Source organism: Sporotomaculum syntrophicum (assembly GCF_009932395.1).
GTDB lineage: Bacteria > Bacillota > Desulfotomaculia > Desulfotomaculales > Desulfallaceae > Sporotomaculum > Sporotomaculum syntrophicum.
Genome location: NZ_LSRS01000003.1, coordinates 474,932 through 500,611 on the forward strand (window position 1 = coordinate 474,932; position 25,680 = coordinate 500,611).

At 46.4% G+C, this 25,680-nt stretch carries 23 protein-coding genes; 3 read left to right on the forward strand and 20 right to left on the reverse strand.

Translation table 11 applies throughout. The features are described 5' to 3' along the window. Nucleotides 1-415 precede the first annotated feature (415 nt). Both SPSYN_RS07275 and SPSYN_RS07280 read left to right on the forward strand, forming a co-directional pair. Entirely contained in the window at nucleotides 416-952 is a 537-nt protein-coding gene (locus tag SPSYN_RS07275; RefSeq protein WP_161822230.1) for an RNA polymerase sigma factor, read from the forward strand. 17 nt (nucleotides 953-969) lie between these two features. Continuing rightward, the gene (locus SPSYN_RS07280; protein WP_161821814.1) at nucleotides 970-2,562 is read left to right on the forward strand and encodes a LolA family protein; all 1,593 of its coding nucleotides are present in this window, start codon (nucleotides 970-972) and stop codon (nucleotides 2,560-2,562) included. A gap of 88 nt (nucleotides 2,563-2,650) precedes the next feature. Here the strand turns inward: SPSYN_RS07280 and SPSYN_RS07285 are convergent, their stop codons facing one another. From SPSYN_RS07285 to SPSYN_RS07325, 9 genes are all read right to left on the reverse strand, one after another. Next, nucleotides 2,651-2,905, reverse strand: coding sequence for an alpha-amylase family glycosyl hydrolase (locus SPSYN_RS07285; RefSeq protein WP_279279257.1), 255 nt, complete (start codon nucleotides 2,903-2,905; stop codon nucleotides 2,651-2,653). 227 nt (nucleotides 2,906-3,132) lie between these two features. After that, entirely contained in the window at nucleotides 3,133-3,681 is a 549-nt protein-coding gene (lepB, locus tag SPSYN_RS07290; RefSeq protein ID WP_161821815.1) for a signal peptidase I, read from the reverse strand. Between the two features lie 411 nt (nucleotides 3,682-4,092). Beyond that, nucleotides 4,093-5,145 carry a substrate-binding domain-containing protein gene (locus SPSYN_RS07295; protein ID WP_161821816.1) on the reverse strand — a complete coding sequence of 351 codons (1,053 nt, stop codon included), beginning with the start codon at nucleotides 5,143-5,145 and terminating at the stop codon, nucleotides 4,093-4,095. Nucleotides 5,146-5,879: 734 nt separating this feature from the next. Beyond that, entirely contained in the window at nucleotides 5,880-6,779 is a 900-nt protein-coding gene (locus tag SPSYN_RS07300; protein WP_161821817.1) for a restriction endonuclease, read from the reverse strand. An 831-nt stretch (nucleotides 6,780-7,610) separates the two neighbouring features. Further along, on the reverse strand, nucleotides 7,611-8,378 hold the full coding sequence (locus tag SPSYN_RS07305; RefSeq protein ID WP_202623759.1) for a thiamine pyrophosphate-dependent enzyme: 768 nt from the start codon (nucleotides 8,376-8,378) through the stop codon (nucleotides 7,611-7,613). Between the two features lie 78 nt (nucleotides 8,379-8,456). Then, the gene (locus SPSYN_RS07310) at nucleotides 8,457-8,915 is read right to left on the reverse strand and encodes an N-acetyltransferase (RefSeq protein WP_161821818.1); all 459 of its coding nucleotides are present in this window, start codon (nucleotides 8,913-8,915) and stop codon (nucleotides 8,457-8,459) included. Between the two features lie 121 nt (nucleotides 8,916-9,036). Further along, nucleotides 9,037-9,846, reverse strand: coding sequence for a phosphoribosylformylglycinamidine synthase I (gene purQ, locus SPSYN_RS07315; protein ID WP_161821819.1), 810 nt, complete (start codon nucleotides 9,844-9,846; stop codon nucleotides 9,037-9,039). After that, nucleotides 9,840-12,680 carry an AIR synthase-related protein gene (locus tag SPSYN_RS07320; protein ID WP_161821820.1) on the reverse strand — a complete coding sequence of 947 codons (2,841 nt, stop codon included), beginning with the start codon at nucleotides 12,678-12,680 and terminating at the stop codon, nucleotides 9,840-9,842. The genes purQ and SPSYN_RS07320 overlap by 7 nt, the downstream gene beginning before the upstream one ends. Nucleotides 12,681-12,816: 136 nt before the next feature. Continuing rightward, nucleotides 12,817-13,251, reverse strand: coding sequence for a universal stress protein (locus SPSYN_RS07325; RefSeq protein WP_161821821.1), 435 nt, complete (start codon nucleotides 13,249-13,251; stop codon nucleotides 12,817-12,819). A 246-nt stretch (nucleotides 13,252-13,497) separates the two neighbouring features. On the opposite strand from SPSYN_RS07325, the gene rnhA reads away from it, so the two are divergent. Continuing rightward, nucleotides 13,498-13,956 (forward strand): ribonuclease HI, encoded by a 459-nt coding sequence (gene rnhA, locus SPSYN_RS07330; RefSeq protein WP_161821822.1) that lies wholly within the window; start codon nucleotides 13,498-13,500, stop codon nucleotides 13,954-13,956. A 101-nt stretch (nucleotides 13,957-14,057) separates the two neighbouring features. Here rnhA and SPSYN_RS07335 read toward each other — a convergent pair whose 3' ends face one another. The 11 genes from SPSYN_RS07335 to SPSYN_RS07385 all read right to left on the reverse strand — a co-directional run bounded on the left by SPSYN_RS07335 (nucleotide 14,058) and on the right by SPSYN_RS07385 (nucleotide 25,557). Next, nucleotides 14,058-14,495, reverse strand: a complete 438-nt coding sequence (locus tag SPSYN_RS07335; protein ID WP_161821823.1) for a universal stress protein — start codon at nucleotides 14,493-14,495, stop codon at nucleotides 14,058-14,060. Between the two features lie 293 nt (nucleotides 14,496-14,788). Beyond that, a complete protein-coding gene (locus SPSYN_RS07340) occupies nucleotides 14,789-15,226 on the reverse strand; it encodes a universal stress protein (RefSeq protein WP_161821824.1) in 438 nt (145 codons plus the stop codon). Nucleotides 15,227-15,361: 135 nt separating this feature from the next. Continuing rightward, nucleotides 15,362-15,844 (reverse strand): DUF456 domain-containing protein, encoded by a 483-nt coding sequence (locus tag SPSYN_RS07345; RefSeq protein ID WP_161821825.1) that lies wholly within the window; start codon nucleotides 15,842-15,844, stop codon nucleotides 15,362-15,364. Nucleotides 15,845-16,032: 188 nt separating this feature from the next. Next, nucleotides 16,033-16,209, reverse strand: a complete 177-nt coding sequence (locus SPSYN_RS07350; protein WP_161821826.1) for a hypothetical protein — start codon at nucleotides 16,207-16,209, stop codon at nucleotides 16,033-16,035. Between the two features lie 54 nt (nucleotides 16,210-16,263). Then, on the reverse strand, nucleotides 16,264-17,391 hold the full coding sequence (locus SPSYN_RS07355) for a class I SAM-dependent methyltransferase (RefSeq protein WP_161821827.1): 1,128 nt from the start codon (nucleotides 17,389-17,391) through the stop codon (nucleotides 16,264-16,266). Nucleotides 17,392-17,436: 45 nt separating this feature from the next. Next, nucleotides 17,437-19,359, reverse strand: coding sequence for a selenocysteine-specific translation elongation factor (gene selB, locus SPSYN_RS07360; RefSeq protein ID WP_161822232.1), 1,923 nt, complete (start codon nucleotides 19,357-19,359; stop codon nucleotides 17,437-17,439). Next, nucleotides 19,356-20,795, reverse strand: coding sequence for an L-seryl-tRNA(Sec) selenium transferase (selA, locus tag SPSYN_RS07365; RefSeq protein WP_161821828.1), 1,440 nt, complete (start codon nucleotides 20,793-20,795; stop codon nucleotides 19,356-19,358). The genes selB and selA overlap by 4 nt, the downstream gene beginning before the upstream one ends. A 58-nt stretch (nucleotides 20,796-20,853) precedes the next feature. Continuing rightward, nucleotides 20,854-22,179: a 5'-deoxyadenosine deaminase gene (locus SPSYN_RS07370; RefSeq protein WP_161821829.1), complete on the reverse strand. Its 1,326-nt coding sequence runs from the start codon at nucleotides 22,177-22,179 to the stop codon at nucleotides 20,854-20,856. A 275-nt stretch (nucleotides 22,180-22,454) separates the two neighbouring features. Continuing rightward, on the reverse strand, nucleotides 22,455-23,147 hold the full coding sequence (locus tag SPSYN_RS07375; protein WP_161821830.1) for a potassium channel family protein: 693 nt from the start codon (nucleotides 23,145-23,147) through the stop codon (nucleotides 22,455-22,457). A gap of 43 nt (nucleotides 23,148-23,190) precedes the next feature. Beyond that, nucleotides 23,191-24,504, reverse strand: coding sequence for a TrkH family potassium uptake protein (locus SPSYN_RS07380; RefSeq protein ID WP_161821831.1), 1,314 nt, complete (start codon nucleotides 24,502-24,504; stop codon nucleotides 23,191-23,193). Between the two features lie 282 nt (nucleotides 24,505-24,786). Continuing rightward, entirely contained in the window at nucleotides 24,787-25,557 is a 771-nt protein-coding gene (locus SPSYN_RS07385) for a polyprenyl synthetase family protein (RefSeq protein WP_161821832.1), read from the reverse strand. Nucleotides 25,558-25,680: the final 123 nt, after the last annotated feature.

A 25,680-nucleotide genomic window follows, 5' to 3' on the forward strand; every position in this document is an offset into this window, starting at 1 on the left:
ATTATAGTATATTAATTAGTATATAAAAACCACCAGTTAAAGAGTACATCTCTTTAGCTGATAGTCCATGTACATTGACTATGATGCATGCGAAAATAATTTTATCATAAAATCCTTCTCATAATATATTATCAATAGCTATTTTAATACTTTTAATATTCAATTAAAATGGAAAGCAATGCTATCTTTAACCCTTGTTAATGAAGGCTGTAAGATTTAACATGGAATCTAAAATTAGTGCATTTTCGATTTAAGCCCGAGTCAATCGGGCTTACAAATATTTTCAAGTAACATTTGGTCTACTTATTCGTTTTTAAAGGAAAAGGGATACACCTCACTATGGAGCATAGCCTTAAAGTCGAGGATATCCCAACGATGTAGTAACCGGCAGGGAGAGAAGGTGTCAGGACTTGTGATGACTGTTAATTATCTTAAGAAGGCTCAAGAAGGTGATATCAAATCAATTGAACAGATTTGCATGGCCACTTGGGAACCTCTTTATCGTTTTATATATTTTAAAGTGCAAAACCGTGAGGAGGCAGAGGATATTACCCAGGAAACCTATGTTAAAACCCTGACTTATTTGCAAGAGCATAATATTTCCGTTCAAGATTTTCCGTGTTTTATGAAGACTGTAGCCTTAAATGTATTACGTGACCGTTGGCGCCAAAAGAAACGCCGGGGAGTACCGGTTAATTTTGATGAAATAAATCCACAAGAAACAGTTAATTTGGAACAGGACCAGCAAATTGCCATTACCCAGCGTATGCAAATTGAAAATGCTTTAGCTAGATTAAACGCAAAGCAGCGTACCGTTCTTGATTTAAGAATTATTAAAGGTTACTCGGTAGCTGAGACAGCCAAGCTGGTAGGAAAAACAGAAGCTGCTGTCCGCACGGCTCAATACCGGGCTTTGCAGGCTTTGGCAAAGGTCCTGGATAGCAATGACTAGATAAGGAGGGATGAAAAATGAATAATCCCGAAAACAGACTTTCCGATTATATTGATGATTTGAATGCGGAACACGAGCCCAAAAAAAACCGGGGAATTGCCGATACTCCGGAATTAGAAAAATTGTTGCAAACGGCCAGGCTGGTCCGTACTTTAAGAGAGCCGGCACTACCAAACTCCGGGTATCCACAAAAACTGGCTAAAGCTATAGCCACCGAAATACAAAAAAACAAATTTACCGATGGCCAACAAACGATTAACCCGAATATAAAACGCGACAACCCAAACCGTGAAACCACGGCCGGGCGTCCGCGCCGCAAGTGGGCTTTACCACCTGTTGCGGCATTGGCAGCAGGTATACTATTACTTGCGGTGTTGGCAAGCTGGACCGGCTTATTCAACCGCGATGTGGTGTACGCTATGGAAAAGGCAGTAGCTCAATTATCCAATTATCATGGTGTCCTGGAGATGCGTTCCCAAAACGCAGCCGGAGAGGAATGGATGATCCGCCGGGTGGAACTCTGGTCAGAAGGAGAAAAGTATGCCGTGCGGCTAGACGACGGTACTTTAACCGTCAACAATGGCGAACAAAAATGGCAGGTAAGGCCACAAAGTAAAGAAGTGGCCTTGTTACCGTTGGTACCGGACCCCACACGACATGGGTTTGACTTGCGGGATGAGGCTAAACGGGCTAAACAATACCCTCATACTGTTGCCGGTTCAGATATTGTTGCCGGACGTAAGGCCACAAAGCTTGAAATATTGCCACCGGGAGGCTTAGCCTACTATCTTTGGGTTGATATAGAAACTAATCTTCCCATTCAATTGCAGACAGCTATGCAAAATGCGCTTCAAACCACCTATACATTCGTTAGTTTTGAACCAAACACCAAGATAGATTTTCAAATCTTTGCCTACCAGCCGCCTGAAGGATATAAGTTGGTAGATAAGGATCCGGGACAATTGGTGGCTACAGTGGAAGAAGCGGCTGTTATCAGCAGTCTAACACCATTGCCCCCGAAGGAAGCACCGGACCGTATCTTTGCTTTTAAAGACCGTATCGTTTTGGATTACGGTGATACTACAATTGTTGAAACTAAGGCCCAGGGAGCATTTGAGCCGGTTGCTAATTCAGCCCTTGGCACCGCCGCCGGCGGCCCTCTGGAAATATGGTGGGAACGGTTACGGTGGCGGCAGAATGGCATTGAAATCAAAGTTGAAGGGCTGCGGCGACTGGAGTTAGCCCGTCAAATTGCTGCCGATCTCACTCTGCCGGATACGGGTGCAAATATGGTGAACAAAGCCCAGGTCAAGGTGCCGGTGGATATGGAAATTACCAGCGCTAGCCAGCAGCAAGTGGATAGAGGAAGCAGCCCCTGGCAGCTTGATCCCTTACAAGTATCACTTACTTTTGTTAACTTAAAGGTGACGCCGGAGGGGATTAGCGGCGAACCCGAGATGCCAATGTCATCCTTTAAACTGGTAACAAATAACGGCGCCGAAGCAGTAGTAGAGGTTGCCAATGGCCCGGTTAAACAAGTTTACCTGCAGCGACTTGTCCGGCAGGACGAGACCGGAATTTGGTCGGTTGTTGGGTATGACCCGCGTTAAATGGTTGTAACAAGGTATTGAGTCATACCCCGCATTTCGGAACTTTCTTTAAGTATCCGATATGCGGGGTATAGTTCATAAAAAACACTTAAATCTGTGAATTGTACCATGGACTCCTAGACTTGCTACTGTTTAGAGTTAACACCTGATCTATAAGCACGGCCAGACCGTGCCGGTGAGACTCATTAATCATTTCTCTGAAATCATCCGGAGTGCCGAAGTCCTTTTCCACAGTCATGAAGGTGCACGGCTCATAACCCAGTCCTTGCTTCATAGGCACTTCGGCTGTGGGCATCAGCGCCAGGGCGGTTATGCCCAGCTTATCAAAATAACCGTCTTTGATACGCCGGGTAACAGGTGCATAGCAGCCTCCCTTAGTTTATGGTATATATTTTCTGCTATTTTACACCATCTATACATATTAGTATCTGTTAGACATTGACTCTTAGAATGTTTAACGAGATTTGATTTGGTTGCTGTCGATACATTTTTTCCAGCTTTGTAAAAACGAAAACGCCCCATTTCTGATATTACTGTCAAGTAATGCAGGAACGGGGCGTTTTTAGATAGTTAAAAAAGCATCTTTCCCATGTTATGATCAATGGGTATATAGCCTAGAGCTCTGCTGTCAAGGCTATGATTACGATTATCTCCCATCACAAAGATATGGCCTTCAGGAACAACCCACTTTTCTTCTGGATTATAAAGCATAGCCTCTTTGATATAAGGCTCTATTAACTTTTCACCATTTCGGTATAATACATTGTCTTTAAACTCTATTACATCACCAGGTTTCCCAATTACTCTCTTCACAAAATAAACATGCTCCGTTTTTCCTCGTATCGCTTGAAAAATAGGAAACTCCATAATATCATCCTTTATAGAACGATTGCGGTTAACCCGGCTATCAATAATGACGATATCACCGTATTCCGGCATGCAAGAAAAGGTGTGTTGCAGTTTAGAAACATAAATCCTCTCCTGATCATGCAAAGTCGGGTTCATTGAATGCCCTTCAACCTTATAAGGTTGGAAGATAAAAATGCTAATGAATAATGTCAAAACAAAAACTATTCCACAAGTGCTTATCCAATCCCAAGCCTTGGTTAAAGTTATCATGTCACTATGCTTTCCTTTCAGAGAAATCTATGTAAATAATTTATCTATTTAATTTTATCATAATGCTTTTTAATGAGAAGTTTAATGCAATGCTGTAACGACATATACTTGTAACGACATATACAAGGAACAAAGGTGAGCCAATGCAACTATTATAACATTATCCGGTCTAAAGAAGAAATTCTGTCTGTACAAATCTAGAGTTTGATTGGCTAAAGCCTGGCATTTCGTAGAAGAAGACAGAATCATTCTCGACCAATCCAGGTACTGGCGTTGTGTGATAGCGAGTTTATTAACTATTTAGTCAAGTAAAATAGCTCTCCTTGACCTATTAATTTGCTCAATAATTCGAAAAGCCTTGTTTGCACAAGGCTTTTCAAGTGCATATCCAAGTCAAAACTATTGGTGTAATTAATCGTTTAACGCATCCGGAACAAACAACGGCTGGCCGAAGCGCTCCTCACCATAAGTCAATATAATATTTTGAACTTGCTCGCTGACCATAAATTCAACAAAAGATTCTGCACCCTCTGCGTTTACCTGCGGATTCTTAGCGGGGTTAACTTGCATGACATGATAGTAGTTTTGCAAAATGGGGTCACCTTCCACCAGCAGCTCTAGGTTTAAATTATTTCGTTCGGCCAGGTAAGTACCCCGGTCTGATAAGGTATAACCATTTTGTTCAGAAGCTATTTGCAGAGTATCGGCCATTCCGGCATTTGATCTTCTGTACCATGTTCCCTGGGGTTCAATGCCTGCTTTAGACCAAATTTCCATTTCTTTTTGATTGGTCCCGGAATTATCTCCACGTGATATAAAGGTAGCCCTGCGCTCAGAAATTTTCCTGAAGGCCTGAGCGGCAGATGTTTGCCCTCTTATTGCTGCCGGGTCTGAAGGGGGTCCGACTATAACAAAATCGTTGTGCATTACCGGCCTGTAATTAATAAACTCACCGCTTCTGACCAGAGGCCTTTCTTCTTCTGGAGTGTGGGTAAGCAGTACGTCCACCTGCCCTCTTTGACCCAATGAAATCGCCCTGCCTGAGCCTACTGAATACACCCTGACATTATAGCCATACTCTCTTTCAAATTTAGGGATGAGAACCTCCAGCAAACCGGTATCTACTGTGCTTGTTGTAGTGGCTAAATTAATTGTACCCCTGGTTTCCGTCATTTCATCTTCTACCAGGCTATCTTCTCTAGTGCCCTCTCTCTCCATCTCCTGGCCGTTTTCTGCCAATTCGCTTTTGGTTTGCCCCATGTCTTCTTCCGCGCGTCCCGGAACACATAACACATCGCCAGGCATAATCTGAGCAGGGTTCGTTATATGTGGGTTGGCAGCTATTAAAGAATCCATACTTGTATTATAGCGCCTGGCAATTAAATAAAAAGTATCTCCAGATATTACAGTATATTGCCGATACCCCACCGGGCATGTGGATGGAAATAATGGTTGCCTTGCCATATAAATGCACCTCCTGTGTACATATTATGAATTAATGGTCAATCACGTTACTCAATATACCAACTACGCTAATATTTTCCAGTCCATGTTAATTAGTTAAATTAATGACATGCACCTTTTGTCGCGTATTGCATAACATGAAGTGTTGGTAGAATTAATTAGCTTTTTGAGAGGGCTTCCAGTGGCATATGGTGCTAGTTTCAATCTTTACCAATTCCTATACGTGTTTGGTATTGGCTATTGGGGCCGGCCATGATACTGTGACTGAAGCGTAATTATCTTTTCTTATTGATGTGGAAATGAAAGGAGGGTTGTAAATGGCTTACGGTGGTGGAGGTAGCAGTTCTATTATCTTGTTTCTACTGTTATTGTTAATATTCTTTCCACTTTTTGGTGGTTATGCTGTGGAAGATAAATAATAAAAATTAACAGCAGTATATTATTGATGAGCGGAATGATATAAACGTAAGGTTCGTAATGGCCGAGCCAAGATTGCTACATGCTGGTCATTACGGCTTGAAATAGAAATCCCCCCCCATTTTTTGGGGAAGGGGATTTCTTATTACCTAAGATAGAGGTGCGAAGTTGTGCACAGCTAGGAAGAACAACAGTACAAGGATAAACTAAAGTACGACCCTGCTGGAGCCTGCGATTATGTCTTTTGTGATATAAGCCGGGGCCGCAGAAGCGGGTGGAATTATATCATGGCCTACAATGCCTGGTTAAATTAGAAGTTAATCAAAAATCAATTCGTTTTTATGCAGTAAGCGCATGATAAAACCAGTCAGACCGATAAATAAATTAATCACACCAAAAATAAGGTATATGACACTGAATAAGCCTGTTTGTAAGGCAGCAATGACTATAAATACCACTCCGAGAATGGTGAATAAAAGAGCTCTTTTTTTGGAAGTAATAATATTTTCCTTAATGGAAAGGGCTATTTCTTTCCCAGTCATTCTGATGTCCCTTTCTTCCTCCCATTTTTCCATCGTAAATATGGGGTGCTGGGTACGCTTAGCTAAATGCAATAAACCGTATCCGTCGATCAGGAAAATTTTCACCCGTCCATTCATCCTCCGTACAAACCGGCGAGCATCTTCTGTAAAAGAGCCGCTGGTGATTACTATGCCTTTAGCGAGATGAGCTTGCTTGACTTCCTTTAAGAAGCCTTTAATCTGCTCAGTGTGTACCCTCTGTTCTTCCCCGTTTAGATTTAAGCACATGACACCTATTTTTTGATTGCGCAGGTAACCGGAGATGTCAATTGTCGAATTTACGCCAGGATTGAGGTTTATTAACTTTTCAAAGGGGGCCAGGCCTTCGAGCAGCTGCTTGATAAGCTGGGCAAATTCTCCCCGGTCCTTGATGTTATAGATATTTTGCCGGCATTTGCGGGCACTAAACCAGATGTCCCGGTGAATGTCCAGTGCTTTACTTCTGATCACTTTTACTTTAGTGATAAAAATTAATTCCATTAGCATGATGACGATAACGGTTACTTTGGCTGCAGTTAATCCCAGTGGTAAATACTGAGCGGCAATAATGGTGAGCAACCAGGTAACCAATACTGTCAGTGCAAAATCTACCGCTCTGGCTAACCGTGTGCGTTCATCCCGGGGCGGGTGCTGCATATAATAATTTATGCGATTTTTAGAAATATTTAAAAACCTCCTTGTCAATCTTTTCTATGTGTGCTAAACTTTAATAAGAAAATTATTGCCAATATTGAATTTTTTCATTCATTTTCCATTCCATTAAGCTTAATTACATGAACGTTTTGCTAATTTATCGAATAGAATATAGCAATAATTTATCTATTCAGAGATGTCAAAATTTTCAAGTAAATTAAGTTAAAGGAGGTGTTTTGAATGGAATTATTCAAAATGGTTATAGCAACATCGGCTTACAATAAGCAGCTTGGTTACCTCAATACATTGGAATTTATGCATTACTCAATATACTATTGATTACTCACTTTTAAATTGTCAGAATTTTCGAATTGAACTAAATGGCTTTAAGGGGGGTGATCATTATAGAAAAGATTATATTGGTCGCCAACACCGGCCTTCTGCTCTTGCCCTAGATACCGACCCGCAATTATTATATTTGGCTTAAAAAGATGTTAAATTTCCAGAAAGTTTAAACATGTTTATCATTTCAAAGGGCAACGAAAGGAGATATATAATGTTATATACATCCAAAATGGCAGCAGTCACGGCAGCTTATAGTTCTCATCCTAACTATTATTGTAATACTTTGGAATTTATGTATTACCTGACGTATTGTTAATTTTTTTGGGGTAAAAGTCAAATATTCTGTTTTGAATTGCGATACTTAGTGGAGGGTTCCTTTAATGATATACTGGTTGGCATGGACTCGGGAGGATGCGGCTGCGTTAAGTCTAACGGGTAGTCTGTTAGTAGCCGAATCCCCCTTAGCCCATAGTATAAAGCCGGACCCGTTTAATGGGCCGGCTTAACTATTTTCTCTGCTGCAGGGTTCTTTAGTTCGCCTATCTTAAAGTGTTGAGTCATAACTTCTTCTACAAATCTCCAGGTTTCTTTGGCATTAGTACGCCAGTTAGTGGGGCAGGCAGCAAGTGCTTCGACAAAGGAAAAGCCTCGCCCGTTCATCTGGTTTTCCAGCGCTTTTTTAATGTAGCTTTTTAGCTGCCTTAAGTTGGCAATAGTGCCCCGGGCTACATAGGCGCCTTCCTGGGTGATAGCGGCTACCATTTCCGGTCCCAGCATCGGATAGCCTGTAGGGCCGGTTTCGCGCCCATAAGGGGTGGTTTCAGTTTTTTGGCCTGGCATGGTGGTTGGGGCCATCTGCCCACCGGTCATGGCATATACAGTATTGTTGGCTAAAATCACCGTAATATTTTCATTGCGGCCGGCTGAGTTGACCAGGTGCTGTGAGCCAATGGCATACCCGCCACCGTCGCCCATGTAAGCAATACATATGGTATCAGGGTTCGCCCTTTTAATGCCGGTAACCACCGGGGTGGTGCGCCCGTGGTGAGTTTGCACGCTGTCCACGTTGAAAAAATTATAGGACAGTAGTGAGCAGCCGATATCGCAGCCATAGATGGCGCGATCTTGGATACCCAGCTCGTCGATGGCCTCACCCAGGCATTTTAAAACCAGTCCGTGACCACATCCCGGGCAAAATTTATGCGGCTTGGTTTCTGTGCGCCAGCTGCGGGGCATTACCGGTTGGGGTTCAGGCATAATAGTTCCTCCTCGTAGTTTCATCTTATTTCAATATCACCCGGTTAAGCCCGCGCTATACAATTGAGGGGATTTTTTTTACAGGTAAAGTTCCTTTATTACGGCTATTTCATCGCAATTAGGGAATTTGGGGCAGTTAATGCATTCCTTCCACACCTTTTGGGGCAGGTTTTCTTTATCAATGATTCGAAATCCACATTTGATAAAAAAGGGTGCCTGGTAAGTAAGGGCAAAAACCCTGGGTATTTCCAGGTCTACTGCCTCGGCCAGGAAAGTGTCCACCAGGCCTCGACCGACATTTTGGTTTTGGTAATCTTCATCGATTGCCAGGGAGCGTATTTCTGCTAAATCATCCCAAATGATATGCAGTGAGCCTGCCCCAACCACGCGGCCGCCTACATCAGCAACGCTAAACTCCCGTAAACTTTCATATAAAGACGAACGGGAGCGGGCAAGCATTTGGTTCTTGTCGGCAAAGTAAGTAATTAGTTGATGGATGGCTTCAATATCCGAAATTTTAGCTTTACGAAAAAGCAATTTAATCCCCTGCCTTTTAACGGTATATGCTCGAAAAATTTGCCGGCGCGTCAGCCAGGATACCTGAGACCTGACTTATCTAGTCGTGCCTGCAGTGATAGTTACCACCGGTATCAGCCTGCTAACACCCGGCCCCGGTTTGAGCGGCGTAGGCCACGGCATTACGGAACAGGGGCAGGCCGTGGGGCTCACCCAGTTGAACTCGGCGCCAGTTGGGATGGTGGAATGTTTCCACAAACCTTTCCGGATGTGGCATCAACCCCAGTACCCGTCCGGTTTTATCGCAAATGCCGGCGATGGCGTGCAGCGAACCGTTGGGATTTTGCGGGTAATCCTGTGTCGCCTGCCCGCTGGTAGTGCTGGCATAACGAAACACCACCTGCCCCGACTGCTCGATTTTCTCTAGAGTGACCTCGTCGGTGTAGAATTTGCCCTCCCCGTGGGCCACCTGGTACTGTATCACAGTTCCGGCCATACCCTGAGTGAATACGCAGTTGTTTTGTTCCACTAATAGGTTAGTCCAACGACATTCAAAATGTCCGCTGTCGTTTTCCATGAGCGTAGCTTGAATAGTACCCAGCTCGCCCCAGGGCAAAAGACCGGTGCGTACCAGCACCTGAAAACCGTTACAGATACCCAGCACCAGTTTGCCGTCGTCAACAAACCGACGCAGTTGATCGTTTAAAAAAGAGGCTAGCTCAACAGATAACACTTTACCGGAGTGAATATCATCACCATAGGAAAATCCTCCGGGCACGGCCAGTATTTGGTAATCCGAAAGCTTTTCCGCACCGCTTCTCAGCTGGTTAACATGTACCAGATGGCTTTCCCCGCCTGTTTTATTAAAGGCGTATGCCGTTTCCTGGTCACAATTAGTGCCGTCGGTGCGCAGTATACATACCCGCGGTTTAACTTGGCTTGTATTTAACATCCGCCGAACACCTCCTGCATGGGTTTTTGCCAGGCTGCAAACAGTTTGGCTGTAGCTATATTAAAAAGACTGTTGTTGTCTTGAGTTACTGAAATATTTGGCTCAGCGGTAGTTTTACCCAAAATGCTATAGGGCACATCCATGAAAAGCTCAACGGCCTGGGTTAGGTCGTCCAGTTCCACCAGGAAGCAGCCCGCTGTTTCGTTAAACAGGTAGTAATCTGCCCGCTCGCCGGCAGGTACTTCTATAGAGGCACCCACGCCCCCGCCCAGGCACATTTCAGCCAGCGCAGCCAGCAGCCCGCCCTCGCTGATGTCATGACAGGCCAGTACCTTACCGCTGCGGTTAGCCTGGTAAAGACAACGCAGTGTGGTGATTAGCCGGTCAGGGTCAATTACCGGCACATGGGGCGAGGCTGCACCGGTTATGTCAAAATAGGATGAGCCGCTCATTTGTTGTACTTCGCGTTGGCCAACCAGAACGATAACGCTGCCTGTTTGCTTAAAGTCGGTAGATACAGTTTGAGTGACGTCTGGTATCCGTCCAAAGCAGGAAATGCAAAGTACGGGTGGTATTTTAAGCACTGAGCCGTCCGGTGCCCGGTAGGTACTGCTCAGGCTATCCTTACCCGAAATAAAGGGCATGCCTGTAGCCCGGACAAAATCTACACAGGCATCTACAGCCCTGTCCAAGTCATACATGGATGCTTCATCCGGGTACGGCCAAATGAAATTGTCGATTAACATCAGTTCGTCCGGATTAGCGCCCGAAGCCACAGCGTTAGCCACTGCTTCGGTAGCTGCCCAGATGCTGCCCGCGTATGGGTCGATGGCGTTAAGCACGGGGTTTAACCCGTGAGCAATCACAGCCCCGTATTTTTTACCGGGCACCGGGGCAATGATCACCGCGTCATTGGGGGCGTTCCCCGCTTCTCCTGCAAAAGGCGGCAGTGCGCTGCTGCCCTGAACACCATGGTCGTACATACGCACAATCGGCTCTTTGGAACATACATTAAGGTGCTGCATTACTTGTATACAGGCATGTTCCCAATCCCTTGGATAATCAGGTTCAATCATCTGCACCGGGCGCTCCTGGGGTACTGCCCTCATAACACGTTTGGGCAGGCCGTGATGCAAGAACTCCATGGTCAGTTCCCCGACCAGCTCATCATGATAGAATAGTTCCAACTTACCGGTATCGGTGAACTCACCGATCACGGTTACTTCAACATTATGCTCCCGGCAGATGGCCTCCAGGCGCTCCATATGCTCCGGGGGCACAGCCAGGCCCATTCTTTCCTGGCTTTCCGACACCCAGATTTCCCACGGTGCCAGCCCCTGGTATTTCAGCGGCGCTCGGTCCAAATAAATGCGTACACCGGTGTCCTCACCCATTTCCCCAAAGGCGGAAGCGAAACCGCCCGCCCCGCAGTCGGTGATAGCCCGGATTAATTTTTCCTCTCGTGCCCGCAACAAAGCGTCGCTCATGCGTTTTTCTTCAATAGCATGGCCGATCTGCACAGCGCTGGAGTTGACGTCCATTGTTCGGGAAGTCATTTCACCGCTGGAAAAAGTAGCCCCGTGAATGCCGTCCCGTCCTGTCCGACCTCCGATCGCCACTGCTAGATCACCGGTGACCGGCCGCCTTTTGCCGGCGTCTGCGGCAGGAATAAGCCCGTAGGCGCCCACAATAACAGAGGGTTTAGCTTTAAAATCCCGGTGGAAGTGAACCGAGCCATTGTTAGTGGGGATGCCCATCCGGTTGCCATAATCCCGCACCCCGTCAACCACCCGGCGCAGCAGGTAATGGGGATGCAGACAGCCCGGGGGCACCTCATCATCGGGCAAATCCGGTGGTGCAAAGCAAAACATATCTGTAGAGGCGATTACCTTGGCGCCGGTGCCGGTGCCCATGATATCCCGGAAAACACCGCCGCTGCCTGTCATGGCACCGCCATAGGGCTCAATGGCCGACGGGGAGTTATGGGTTTCCACCTTGCCGCACAGGGCCAAACCGTCGTAAAAGTGCATAACGCCTGAATCGTCTTCGAAGGCGGACAGTACCAACGGATGCGCAGCTTGGTTGGTGGACTCCCGCAACCTTTGGTATAAGGGCTTTTTGGCCTGGCCGTTTACCAGCACGGTGGCCTTAAAGGTTTTATGCCCGCAGTGCTCAGACCAGGTTTGAGCCAGTGTTTCTATCTCGCAGTCGGTGGAGTCGCGATCCAGGTTGATAAAGTAATTACGGATTGCCTGCATTTCTTCAAGACTTAAAAACAGGTTGTCCTTACTCAGCTCCAGCAGTGCCGCGTCATCCATATTTCTTATCGGTATCACCCGTGTGCCGCCGGGCTGGCCTTGAATGATTAAGGTGGCCGGTTTTTCCGTTACCACCTTTTCTACCGTTTCATTAACCAGTAATCTGGATAAGATAAGCTCAGTATCAGTATCTGTTAAATTGCCGTAAAAACCATATTCATAGCTGGAGTCTGCAGCCACCATTTCAGTAATGCCTAAATCAGCGGCTGCCTTTAAAATAGAACCTGCCTCCGGGTTCATCACGCCCGGCTTGTAAGCTACTTCAACCAGTTTATCGGCGTCTTTGATTATGGTTTCGTTGACCGTATAATTCTGAAATACTTCTTCAGCCAGCAGGCGGCGCGCTAAAAATTCAGCCTGCTGGACAGAGATGCCTTCGAGACGGTAGACCTTGGCGGTAACCAGCCCGGTGATACCGTTAATATGCAATGTGTTTTGAATTTCACGCAGCAAATATTTACCCTTGATATCTTCCAAGTAGGGTGTGGTTCGGACTCGCACTTCCTGAATTGCCATGTATAAACACCTCCGGGGTTTTATGCGGTGTTGAAAAAATAAAAATTCCGGCCTGTTCAGGCCGAAAACCATGCAAATTGAAAGGTACTACTGTATTTTATTATATTCCGGCTCTAAAAACAATATCGACTTATTTCTATCTAACCACTAACACCGGACAAGGGGCGTGCTTGGTGACCCGGTTGCTTACGCTGCCCATCAGGTAACCCTTAATTGCACTCAGGCCACGACTACCAGTTACAATTAGATCATACCCGCCCTCATTAGCCTCCTGAATAATCTCCTCGGAGGGATAGCCCCAGACCAGTTTTTTATTGATGTTGACCTGTGTATCTGGAAATTTTGCCAGGGCATCAGCCAGTATCTTTTCACCCTGTACTGTAAACTCTTCTTTAAGCTGGGTATAATCTATGGCCGCATGCATGCTAAATTCGTTCATGAAATTAAAATTAGGGCAGACATGTAATAAAGTTACCTGTGCGCTGTATTTCTCTGCTATATCAATGGCCTGCGCTGCTGCCATCATCGCAGTAGCCGAACCATCCAGGGGAACTAAAATTTTTTTGTACATATTTTAAGCCACCTTTTATGTGCGAATTTTTGTAATTATTGTACTTGATTTTGATTAATTATACAATAATTTAAACCTTTCTATGTTCCGATCAGGCTGGCTGTTGATAAAAGGCATGAAGTTATTGCCAGGAAATAACAGGTGTGATAAAATTACCAGCATGACATAAAGCATGTCCCAGCCTGCAGCACAGTGGTCGGACATGCTGAAGCCGTTTCTGTTTTGTACATTAAGGTGGGTGAAGGAATGAAGGAAGTAGAAATATATACGGATGGGGCATGCAGCGGCAATCCCGGACCCGGTGGTTACGGAACGATACTTAAATATGGTGTCCATGAAAAAGAACTGTCCGGCGCTTATGAAAATACTACCAACAACCGCATGGAGTTGATGTCTGTGATTAAAGGCCTGGAAAGTTTAAAAGAGCCTTGTAAGATTACAATTTACTCGGATAGTAAATATGTAGTTGATGCCGTAACCAAAGGTTGGGTGACCAATTGGCAGTCTAAAGGTTGGATGCGCAATAGTAAAGAAAAGGCAAAAAATGCGGATTTATGGCAAAGACTGCTGCAATTAGCGGAAGGTCATCAGGTGCGGTGGGTGTGGGTAAAAGGCCACGCTGATAACGAATATAACAATCGTTGTGACAGGTTAGCGGTTAACGCTATTAAAAACAATACTCGTTTACCTGACAACCATATTTGACAGTAATTCATTTGAAAGGACCAAGCAGGTAAAGCGCATGCTGTTCACATTAGCTTAACCTGCTTGGTCGTTAGTTAAACAATAATTACAGCTTGTACTTTCTACCTGACTATTAATACTGCACACGGGGCATGTTTGGAAACCCTGCTTGCCACGCTGCCCATTAGGAAATCTTGTATACCGGTAAGGCCACGACTACCCATGACAACTAAATCATATTGTCCTTCTTGGCTCTCTTCAATTATCTGCTTGCCAGGGTCGCCTGATGAAAGTTTCTTAAATATGGTTACACCCTGTGCATCAACTTCTTTAATTGCATTATCTAAAATAGCTTCTGCCTGTGCTTTTAATTCTTCTCGTATTTGATTGTAAGTTTCTGCGGCAAAAATATGAGGAAGGTTTATATAACTTTCTAGACTGTGTTGAACATGAAAAAACGTTACTTCTGCACCAGAACTCTCGGCAATTTTTACTGCACGCTTTGCTGCTTTAATTGAGGGGGTTGAGCCATCTAGCGGAACTAAAATCTTCTTGAACATATCTCTTCCTCCTTTGTAAAAGTGTTAGTCATAATATACTTGGGAAAAAGGTCTTTGTCAATGTTAAAAATTTGAATTTTCAAAATATTAACATTGATACCATTTCTACGTTTTATATATGAGGTGGACGCTATTTCAAGGTCGGAAGCAAAAAGTAGGCAAAGCGTATGCGTTTCAAACATACACTATGCCTACTTGGAGATACTTAACTATTTAATTCGAATATATTAATATATTGTATCCGTGTTAACCATTTAAATAATCAAATTAAGAGCCGGTTACGCTTTTGCTTTCTACCTAACTATTAACACCGGGCAAGAAGCATGATCGGCAATCCTGCTGCTCACGCTGCCCAGTAGAACTTCCTTAGCGCCGGAAAGGCCGCGATTACCCATCACAATCAGGTCATAATTTTCTTCTCTAGCTATTTCCAGAATCTTCATGGCAGGATCGCCCGATTCAAGTTTTCTATCTATGGATAGACCCTTAGTATCAATTTCCTTAAGTGCATTATCCAATATATGTTCACCCTGGGCATAAAATTCTTGGAGCAGCTGGTTGTAACTTTCAGAGGCGTACAACCGCGGAAGGTTAATATAGCTTCCCAGAGTGGGGAGGACATGTAAAAACGTTAATTGCGAGCCTAATGCTGCAGCTATTTCTATAGCTTGCTTGGCTGCATCTAAAGAGGGTGCTGAGCCATCTAGAGGGACTAAAATTTTTTTGTACATAGTTGAATCCTCCTATTAGTAAAAATTTTATTTTAAATATACTATTAATGGAACTACTTGTCAACATAAAGAATTTAGAATTTTCAAAAGAATCATCAAATACTTAATCTCTGGCGCTGGTTTTGTGACTTTATGCTAGTGGTAAAGAGCCCAGAAAAACCAGATTATCATCATAATTTGAATGACCAGCTTGATGATGGTGCCGCTAAGCAGCCCTAGCAGTGTGCCTACACCGGCTTTGAGAGCCATGTCCAGTGGTTTTTGGTTTAGCAGCTCGCCAATGATAGATCCGGCAAACGGACCAAAAATAATACCGGCGGGTCCCATCAAAATAAGGCCGACCACGGTGCCAATAATACTGCCGTAAACAGCATAGCGGGAACCGCCATACCTTCTGGCCCCGTACGCGCCGGACAGGTAATCAAGGGTATAAACCAAAGCAACTGCCAGAGCTTGCCCGATAAAAAAAGCAAGACCTAGCGTGGCAAAATTAGTTAATAGCCCGTAAACCAGCATACCGATCCAAATTAAAACCGCTCCTGGTATTACTGGCAATAACGAACCGGCCAGCCCGACGATGAAGAATAAAATCGCCAGTATCATTGCCAAAACGTGCATGCTTTCACCTCCGAAATAAATTTTTCTATGTAAGATTTTATTTTATTTTATATTACTTAAGGTAGATCGTCTATATTCAGGTAGTTTTTCCGTGTATGTTAAAACGGGGCCAGAGGCCCCGTTTTAACTACTGAATTCTTTTTGTTATGTCTGATTTTCAATATTTTTAAATACAATTTAACTGTTTACTACAGGTCTTCCATTGATTCCTCTGATTCTTCACATGAAGATTCAGATTCTTCTAATGGAGATTCTGATATTAATGATTCATCTTGCTTGGCTGTCTGAATTTCACACCAATCACCCGAGCTAGAGTTTGAACATGAACTTGAGCTTGAATTGGATAAACTATTTTTATCTGACAAAAGTTCGTCACCTCCTGCCTTTATTTTGCCCTGTCAGGTCAGGTTAAATACATATTAATTGCCTTGCGAAACAGCCTTTTCCTGAACCAGTACCTTAAAAATACCGCCCATACCACCGGGCAGTACCAGTTGTTTGATGGCAGAGGTTATTTTAGCAAATTCCGGATCTTGAGTGTAATCCGGTTGTTCTTTTAGGATATCCAAAATGCCCAGATTTATTAAAAACTGAGGTTGGCTTACTAGTTCTTTTTTGCGCAGTTCTAATTGCTCGCCCCAGGTGATTAGGGTGGAAAAATTAACGTGGGCAGTGATATCCTGGCCGCCGAGGTTAGTTAACGGGTTATCCACTAAGTGGTGCTTGTGAAAACATCTCAGAGTTCCGTCATGGCGGAAAGGGGCGTATAGCTCTTCCGAGGTAGCACCGTAGTCGATGGTGAGCAAGTAACCCCGTTGCAGGTGGGCGGTCACCTCGGCCAACCATTCCCTGGCCTGCAGGTTAACTTCGGCTCGCTGGCCTTCTTCAAGCTGTACGTTCTGACTGTTAAAGTATTCAGCCAGCTCCGGAGTGGACAGAGGGCCAGGCACAAATGTGAAGACGCTGTCACCTTCCTTATTGCTTAAGCTTACGTACATTTCCTGCAGCTCGCCGCCGCTTTGCCTGACCAGGTGCACCGGAAAGGCATCCACTAATTCATTGGCTAATATACAGCCGTTTGTTATGTATCCCGGGCTTATTTCTGCCAGTCGGTTAACCCAGTGAAATTTATGGTCTGCACCAGGTTCCCCGGTGGTCAGGGTCTGCTGCTGTAACTCTTTTAATGTGTCGCTAATTTCGATTAAATAATAGTTCAGGGTTGCATATAAATCAGGGTGGTTCCGGCGCAGCGCCGCGACAATGTCCCGGGCCAGTATACCGGTACCGGGGCCGTACTCAGCCACCACCCATTGGGCAGGGCGATCTGCTGCATCCCACATTTGGTAAAGCCAGCGTGCCAGCATAGTTCCAAACAGAGGATTAACAGTTGGCGCAGTGTAAAAGTCTCCGGTGCGGCCGATTTTGGTGCCCGGTGATGTATAATACCCCCATTGTGGATGGTAAAGAGCCTGTTCCATAAACCAGGCAAAGGTTATGGGACCGCTGGTCGCGATTTCTTGCTGGATAAGCTTGGCCAGATCAGACACAAAACCACTCCTTATTTGGTTGCTATTTATTGTTTACAACATTTTCTACTGAGACAATGCCCTGCCTGCCACGCGTTTGTCACCCACCCGGCGGGTAATTTTCTCCTTGTCCATGTACTCCAGCAGCGGTAGTGCGTATTTGCGGGAAGTTTGCAGTATGTCCCTTAATTCCCCCAGCATTAGTTCTCCTTTTTCTGCCAGGTGGTTTTTAACGAGAGCTAATATCTCTGCCAGTGCCCGTTGATGGAAGAACATGCCATCTGCCACTTTCACCAGGGTACCCTGGTTGAGTAAATAGTTTAAAACCTCCTGCTCATCCTTGGTAAGGCCAACTTCCTGAACTGCTTCGCTCCAGCCCGGGGGTTGATAGGGGTTGGCCAGGAAGAATTCCTCAAGCTGTTTAATAGCGATGCTTTGAGCTGAGCTAGGCGTTGGCGTAAAGCCATATATGGCTACGCTGTTAGCCTGTAATTCCAGGTTGCCCGACTGCTCCAGTCCCAGCAGCAGCATCTGAAAATGTTTGTTGCTCAGGGCAGGGAACAAACGGGAGCGCAGCTCTTCCTTGGGATATCCCTCGCGCAGGGGGAATTTTTTATGGTATTCGACCAGCGCTTGCTCAAGCTTGTCCTCCCACTTGGCCAGTACCTGGACAGACAAGTAGGTCTTTTCACCTTCATAGGCCAGTTCCACAGCATCTCCCTGCTCAAGAAGGTCCGACAGGGCGTCCAACACCGTTTCTGTTGTTAAACCGGTGCCTGAAACTAAATCATCTTTGGTACACAAGCGGGCGTTGGCGGCCAGGTATTGCTCTAGCAGCTCGCCAGGGGTGCCTTTTTCCGCCGTGCTCAGGGCTTTAATGAGCTCTTCCCGGTAACGCTTGTGTTTAATCGCGTTGGGCTCGACCACTACTCCCCCTCCAATGGTGCGCATGGGTGAATAGGAACGGATTACCATGTGGTCGCCTCTGGCTGACGCTACCGATTCTTCCATTTGTAACTGAATAAAAGCCTCAGCGCCCGGCTCCAGTTCCTCGCGGTCCAGCAGGATAACCCGGCCCAGTAATTCGGCCGAACCCAGGTAAACCCGCACTCTGGCCCGGTTTTTCAGCGGTTTGGGTGCGCTGGCTAAATACTGCAATTTAACATCCAGCCGGTGGGTGGGCCGCATACTGCCCGGAGCAGCCAGGACCCGCCCGCGTTCTAGCACTCCGGTTTCCAGCCCGGATAAATTAATGGCCACTCGCTGGCCGGCCTCGGCAGTTTGTACCTTTTGCCCGTGCACCTGGATATTGCGCACCCGGTAGGTCCCGCCGTTTGGGTAAATCTGCAGGGTGTCGCCGGTGTTGATTTGTCCTGAAAGCAGCGTGCCCGTGGCCACTGTGCCAAAGCCGGTGATGGTGAAAACCCTGTCTACAGGCAGGCGAGGCGGTCCATTATATTTTTTGGCCTGTTGCTCAGCTTCAACGGCCAGTTGATTGATCACCTTCAGCAGTTCGTCCAGGCCTTCACCTTTGATGGCGGACACACTAACCAGCGGAGCGTTCTCAAGCACGGTATCTTTGACAAAATCACGGGTATCCTCGATAACCATTTCCAACCATTCTTCATCCACCAGGTCTTTTTTGGTGATCACTACCACACCCCGGTCAACCTTGAGCAGCTGAATAATATCCAGGTGCTCTCTGGTTTGAGGCATTACCCCCTCGTCAGCGGCGATGACCAGTAAAACAATATCTATACCGCCAACCCCGGCCAGCATGTTTTTAATAAACCTTTCGTGTCCGGGCACATCAATAATGCCTACTGTCCGACCGTTGTTCAGCTTCAGGTAGGCAAAGCCCAATTCAATGGAAATACCCCGCTCCTTTTCTTCCTTGAGCCGGTCGGTATCCACGCCCGTCAACGCCTTAATTAGCACTGTTTTGCCATGATCTACGTGGCCTGCCGTACCAATAATGATATGTTTTATGGTAAAGCACCTCCCTTAAGCACTCGGGTAAGCACAGCCACTAGGGTGGTTTCCTCGCCCGGCAGAATAGTGCGCAGGTCGAGCAGCAATTTTTCATCCTGCAGCCTGCCAATTACAGCCGGTTCTTGCTCCCGCAACCGGCCGGCTAGATCGAAAACAGTCATGTCCCTGGGGGCTACTTCTACTCCCCAGGAAGGGAGGTCGGCAGTGGGTAGTGCTCCCCCCCCTACGGCTGAATTTGTTTGCACCACTTTGCACAAGGCATATTCACCGGCAGCTGTGTTCAGCTCTGCGGTTACGGCTTCCGCTCTCTGCTTGAGCAGGTTGTTATCGGCGGAGAGCATGGCCAGTGTTGGGATGCGCTGCCAGGCCATCTGTGGCTCAATGTATTCACGCAGAGTGGCTTCTAAAGCGGCAATAGTAAATTTATCTATCCGTACTGCCCTGGTGAGCGGGTTCTTTTTCATGCGATCAATGTATGACTTTTTGCCAACGATGATCCCTGCCTGGGGGCCGCCCAGCAGCTTATCCCCGGAAAAAGTGACCACATCGGCGCCGTCTTTGACCACCTGTTGTACGGTAGGCTCGGCGGGAAGCCCGTAAACACTCAAATCCTTCAGTGAACCGCTGCCCAGGTCAGACATTACCGGTAACTGTCCGGACAAGCCCAGGTCAACAAGCTCGGCAATTGTGGTTTCCCTGGTGAAGCCCATAATGCGGTAATTGCTGGTATGTACGTGCAGCAATAAGGCTGTTTCCGGCGTAATGGCTCGCTGGTAATCGGCGGGATAAGTTTTATTGGTGGTCCCCACTTCTACCAAACGGCAACCGCTCTGGGTCATGACGTCGGGGATACGAAAAGAGCCGCCGATTTCCACCAGTTGCCCCCGGGAGACAATTACTTCCCTCCCGCTGGCCATAGTGCCCAGTGCCAGCAGGACAGCGGCGGCGTTGTTATTGACTACCAGCGCTGCCTCGGCGCCGGTTAATTGGATCAGCAATTGTTCCACCGGGGCATAACGCGAGCCGCGCTTGCCGGTAGCCAAATCCATTTCCAGGTTGGAATAACCCGAGGCGGCATCATTGATCGCTTGCCGGGCACTCTCCCCCAGCACTGCCCGTCCCAGGTTGGTATGCAGCACCACACCGGTGGCATTAATCACCTTGCGCAGGTTGGGACGGTTTCGGGAATGGGCTAGTTTAGTTGTTTTTTCTACAATCAAGGCTAGCAAATAATCCCTGGCTTGGTGCTCAAGCGGAGCCTGCAGCCGTCCGGCCGACAGGTCTGCTCTCAATAAGGTAATCGTGTCCCGAATAGCTTGTAGCACTAAAGGACGCGGTACTGATTGTGCCAGGGTATAGATAACCGGGTTTTGCAGTACCTCATCCACCGGCGGTATATGCCTTAATAGGCTGTTGGGGTTATGTTCATACATAAGAGTCCTCCTGCTATGACTATCTATAATACAGTATATGGCTGTGGCGGCTTATATCTTATAGACCCGCCCGCCGACGTACCCGTTTAATTGCCTCGTTGCACCGCACCAGCAAGTCAGATTCGTCAATAGTAGTTAACCGGTCATTGGCAAAAACTATTTGCCCATCTACCATCGTCAGGGTGACATCGCTGCTTTTGGCTTGGTAGACCAGCTGGCTGTAGATGTTATTGTAGTCAACCGGCGCGCAATGCAGGTTGTTTAAATTAACCAAAGCCAGGTCAGCTTTTTTACCTACTTCCAGGGAGCCAATCTGCTGTTCAAGCCCCATCGCCGCCGCTCCACCCAGGGTAGCCAGCTCAAAGGTTTGCCAGTCAGGCATGGCTGTTGGTCCATGTAGCGGTTTTTGGATTAAAGACGCCGTACGCATTTCTATAAACTGGTCCAGGTTATTGTTGCAAGGGGCACCGTCGGCTCCAAGAGCTACGTGGATGCCTTGAGCCAGCATTTGGGGGATGGGGGCGATGCCCGAGCCAAGTTTCAGGTTGCAGGAGGGACAGTGTACCACTTTTGTACCACTGCGGCGCAGTATTTCAATTTCCTCTTCATCTACCCAAATACAGTGAGCCAGGATTAGGTTGGTGTCGGTTAGACCCAGCTGATCCAAATAAACAATATTGCGCGTGCCCTTTTCAGCCTGCACAATAGCGATTTCGTTCCGGTTTTCCGAAGCGTGAGTATGCACTGCTACGTTATACCGGTCGGCTAAATCGCGCACCTGCACCAGTAACTCCTCACTGCAGGAAATCGCAAAGCGTGGGGTAAAGGCATATTGCAGTCGCCCTTCGGCGGCACCGTGCCATCTTTCCAGCAGGTCGACACTTTGCTGCAGGGAATTACTGGTATTTTCCAGTAAGTTGCCGATACTTGGGGGGCCGCAGTCCATCATAATTTTACCGCTGATAGCCCTGATGCCTGTATCCACAATAGCCTGAAAGGCGTGCTCAGCGTAGTGCACAGACTCCATGTCAATGATGGCGGTGGTACCGCCCCGGAATAATTCGCCGATGCCTAAAAGAGCCGAGTAATAAACCGATTCGGGGTCATGAGCCCCTTCCAGCGGCCAGATGCGGGTTTGCAGCCAATCCATTAACTGCATATCGTCAGCTTGTCCCCGGAAAAGAGTCTGGCAGAGGTGCACATGGGCCTGGATCAACCCGGGGATTAATACTTGCCCCCGGGCATCAATCACCCGGTCGGCGTCCTGGTTAATATCGCCAATAGAGGAGATACGGTCATCTTCGACCAGTAACCCACCCTGCAGTACCTGGCGGTCCTGGTTCATCGTAACGATAAAGGCGTTATTGATTAGAATACTGGACAATCGGTAGTTCTCCTTTATAAGTTTTGCTTGAAAGTTGCTGTAATTTATATTCTGACCTGGTAACTATTTTACACTTCAAGATGATTAAGGTAAATTCCTCTAATGATATTGTTCTGCAAGTTGTTAAAATAAATTCAGACTGTAGCAGTTGTCCATTGACTTCACCCCGTTACAGATATAGTAAATAGTACCGTGGACAAGGACTAAATAAAAATGAGGTGCCGGTCTCTTACACCTGGTACCTCTTGGGTAGATCATCATTTAGCATTAGTATGTTATAACTTCTTATTAACGTGTTTTATTTTTCGATTTCCCATATTGGCTTCTTCAAATTTTTGCAGCTTCGTATTTTTGCCAAAGACCACAATGCTATCACCTTGTTTAAGGAGGGTGTTAGCGGTAGGCTGAACAGGTTCGTAATCATGATATACCAGTAAAACCCACATACCGAACTTTTCAAAGGTATTAATCTTTTCCAAGGTTTTATTAGCAAAGCCCGGTCCTACTTCCAGCTGTTCAACCACAAAGCCCTGGGGCAGTTCCAGGGTTTCAATTTCTGCCTCGGTGGAAATTGCGTGGGCTAGCCGAAGACCCATATCACGCTCCGGGAAAACAACCCGGTCGGCGCCCATCTTCTGTAAAACAGTGCCTCTCCTCTGACTTGGCGCTTTGACAGATACTGTAACACCGGCATCCTTTAATATGCTGGTGGCAATTAAAGCGCCTTCAAAATCTGAACTCATCGCGACCACTGCTTCATCAAAATTTTTTTCGCCTATAATTCTAGCTAATTCATCGTCATTATTGCCCACGTCAAGCACGGCACCCGAAACAATCATATCCCGTACATCATCCAGTTTATCTTCATTCACATCGATAGCGAAGACATCATGCCCTCTGTCATATAGACCTTGAATCACACCCCGGCCAAAACGACCGGCTCCGATGACTAGTACAGATTTTTTCATGATAATTAAAGCACCTGCCTAACTTGCATGGATTGGGGGCGGCTTACCCGATGAGGATGTTTTCCTTCATGAAATGGGATTGACGTTTCTCCCTGCCGGCCAGGATCATTACTGTTGTAAAAATACCTATACGGCCGATTAACATTAAAAGTCCGAGCAGTATAAGTCCAAAGGGAGATAACTGGGACGTTATACCCATTGATAAGCCCACCGTGGACAGTGCAGAGACAACTTCAAACATTACCGGCATCAGTGGCAGGTCTTCTACCGTCATCAGCAGCAAAGTACTGACCATGACCAGCATACCTGCCATGACTACCACGGCAAAAGCTTTGCTTACACTCTTGGGGGCGATTTCCCTTTCAAAAAAAACGACTACCTTTTTGCCGCGTACCAGAGACCAGACCGCTAAAACCACCGTTCCCAGGGTGGTAGTCTTGATGCCCCCACCGACTGATCCCGGGCTGGCCCCAATGAACATCATAATAATCATGAGAAAAATAAATGGTTCGTTCCAGGACGTTACCGGTATGGTAACGAAACCGGCAGTACGAGTAACTGTTTGAAATACGCTGGTCATTATCTTGTCCTCCAGTGGAGTGCCCTCCAGGAGGTGATTGAACTCACTGGTTAAGAAAAACACACTACCCACCAGTATAATAACACCGGTAACCAACAAAACCATACGGCTGTGCAGGCTGAGCCTTTGCCAGTTGCGTATCATAAAAAGTTCTTGTAAAACAACAAAGCCAAGGCTACCCAGAAAAATCAGGACAACTATCACCAGATTGACGCCAAAATTATGGCGGAACGATTCCAGGCTTTGCCCGGTTAGGTCAAACCCGGCGCCGTTAAAGGCGCTAACCGCATGAAAGGCGAGGAACAGCATGCCCTGAATGATCCCGTCCTCCCATACGTCAGGAATAAGAAAACCCATTATAATTGCGCCGATGCCTTGGATAACCAGGGCTAGGAGAATAATGTGACGTACCAGTCGTATAACCCCGGACATGCTATAAGTATTACGGTCTTCGGTAATCAGCATGCGCTGGCCCAAATGAATCCGCAGACCCAGCATAGTCATGATGATAGTGACCAGGACCATGACCCCCAGACCGCCAACTTGCATAAGCACTATGATAACCACATGCCCAAACGTGGTCCAGTGGCTTAATGTGGGAACTACTGTGAGCCCGGTTACCGTAAGGGCTGAGGTGGCGGTAAACCAGGCTTGCATCAAATCGGTTGCTCCAGGCTCTGTAGAGGCTATGGGCAGCATCAGCAGTATAGTGCCAACCAGGTCAACCAGTGCGTAGCCTATTAGCAGCGGTTGACCAAGTTTTATTTTTCTTCGCATTATGACCTCTGTTCGTCAAGTGCCGTTTGAATTATAGAATACCAAAATATAAGTAGTGTCACAAGAGTTGGCATGCAAAAACCCTGCTGCCGTCGGACGGTGCAAGGTTTGGGAAATTTCTTATGTTAACCGGGGTAAAATATGTTTAGTTTGACTCGTCCGTATTCGTGAAGCAAGTTAGCAATTTTTTCAATAATGAGCTGTGTTGTATGGACAAGTTCGAACAATTGCCGACCCTCTCCCATTACATGTAATGAAATCTAATTGACTAGTTGTTCTAACTTATACAACCATGAGCTGCAACTCGGGTTTTTCCGCAGCAAATAAACTCAGCAATGCTTGCAGTGATTCTTTATCTTTGCCCGGCGGCAGCTGATGTAAAATATACTCGGCTTTACCAACATATTCATTGATTTGTGGGGCAGAGTCGTTTCTTGACCAGAGTCCGAAAGCCATGCCAAGATTAAGTCCTAATTGATACAGCATATCTTTAGCCAGGTTGTCTGCACCGGCTAAATCAGCGGCAAGATAGGCACCACAGGCCAGCAGTTCCGCACTCTCGCCGCGGATAGCGTCATTGTAGGCCAGCGGATCAGTGATGGCCAGGTCCGGATTGTTCAATATGGTTACTTCATTTTTATTAATGGTGCAAATCAGTTCCGCCATGTTTCTCAAATAGTGTACTATACCGGCATTGCACAGGGTGGTAAAGAATTTGCCATATAGGAAGTCTCCCACCAGCACGGGAAACTGGCAGTCAGTCCGTGTATCTGTTGGGTTATCTTCATCTGTGCCATCTTCCGAAAGTTTTTCATGCACTTGGGATGCCATAAAAATAAACTGCAGTACGGCTGCCAATGCTACAGTCTGTCTGTTGGCCGGGCTGAACAATCGATGGCAGATCAGGACCAGAGCGGGTCGCAAGTTATTATATAAATAACTAACGTCTTGCTTAACATAATCCTTAATATGACCGTTTCGAATATACAGATTTTTGTGGATTAGATTTTGTACCTGGTCTAAATCATCGTTGATATGCTGGAATATTTGCATTTGGTGTGCAGCCTCCTTTGCTTAAACACTATTATATTCGGTGCTGCGATAGAATTTCCTTCTGCCGGTTTTTTTTTGCCTATAAAAAGCAATAACCTTGCGTTTGTTTGCCAAACAGCAAGG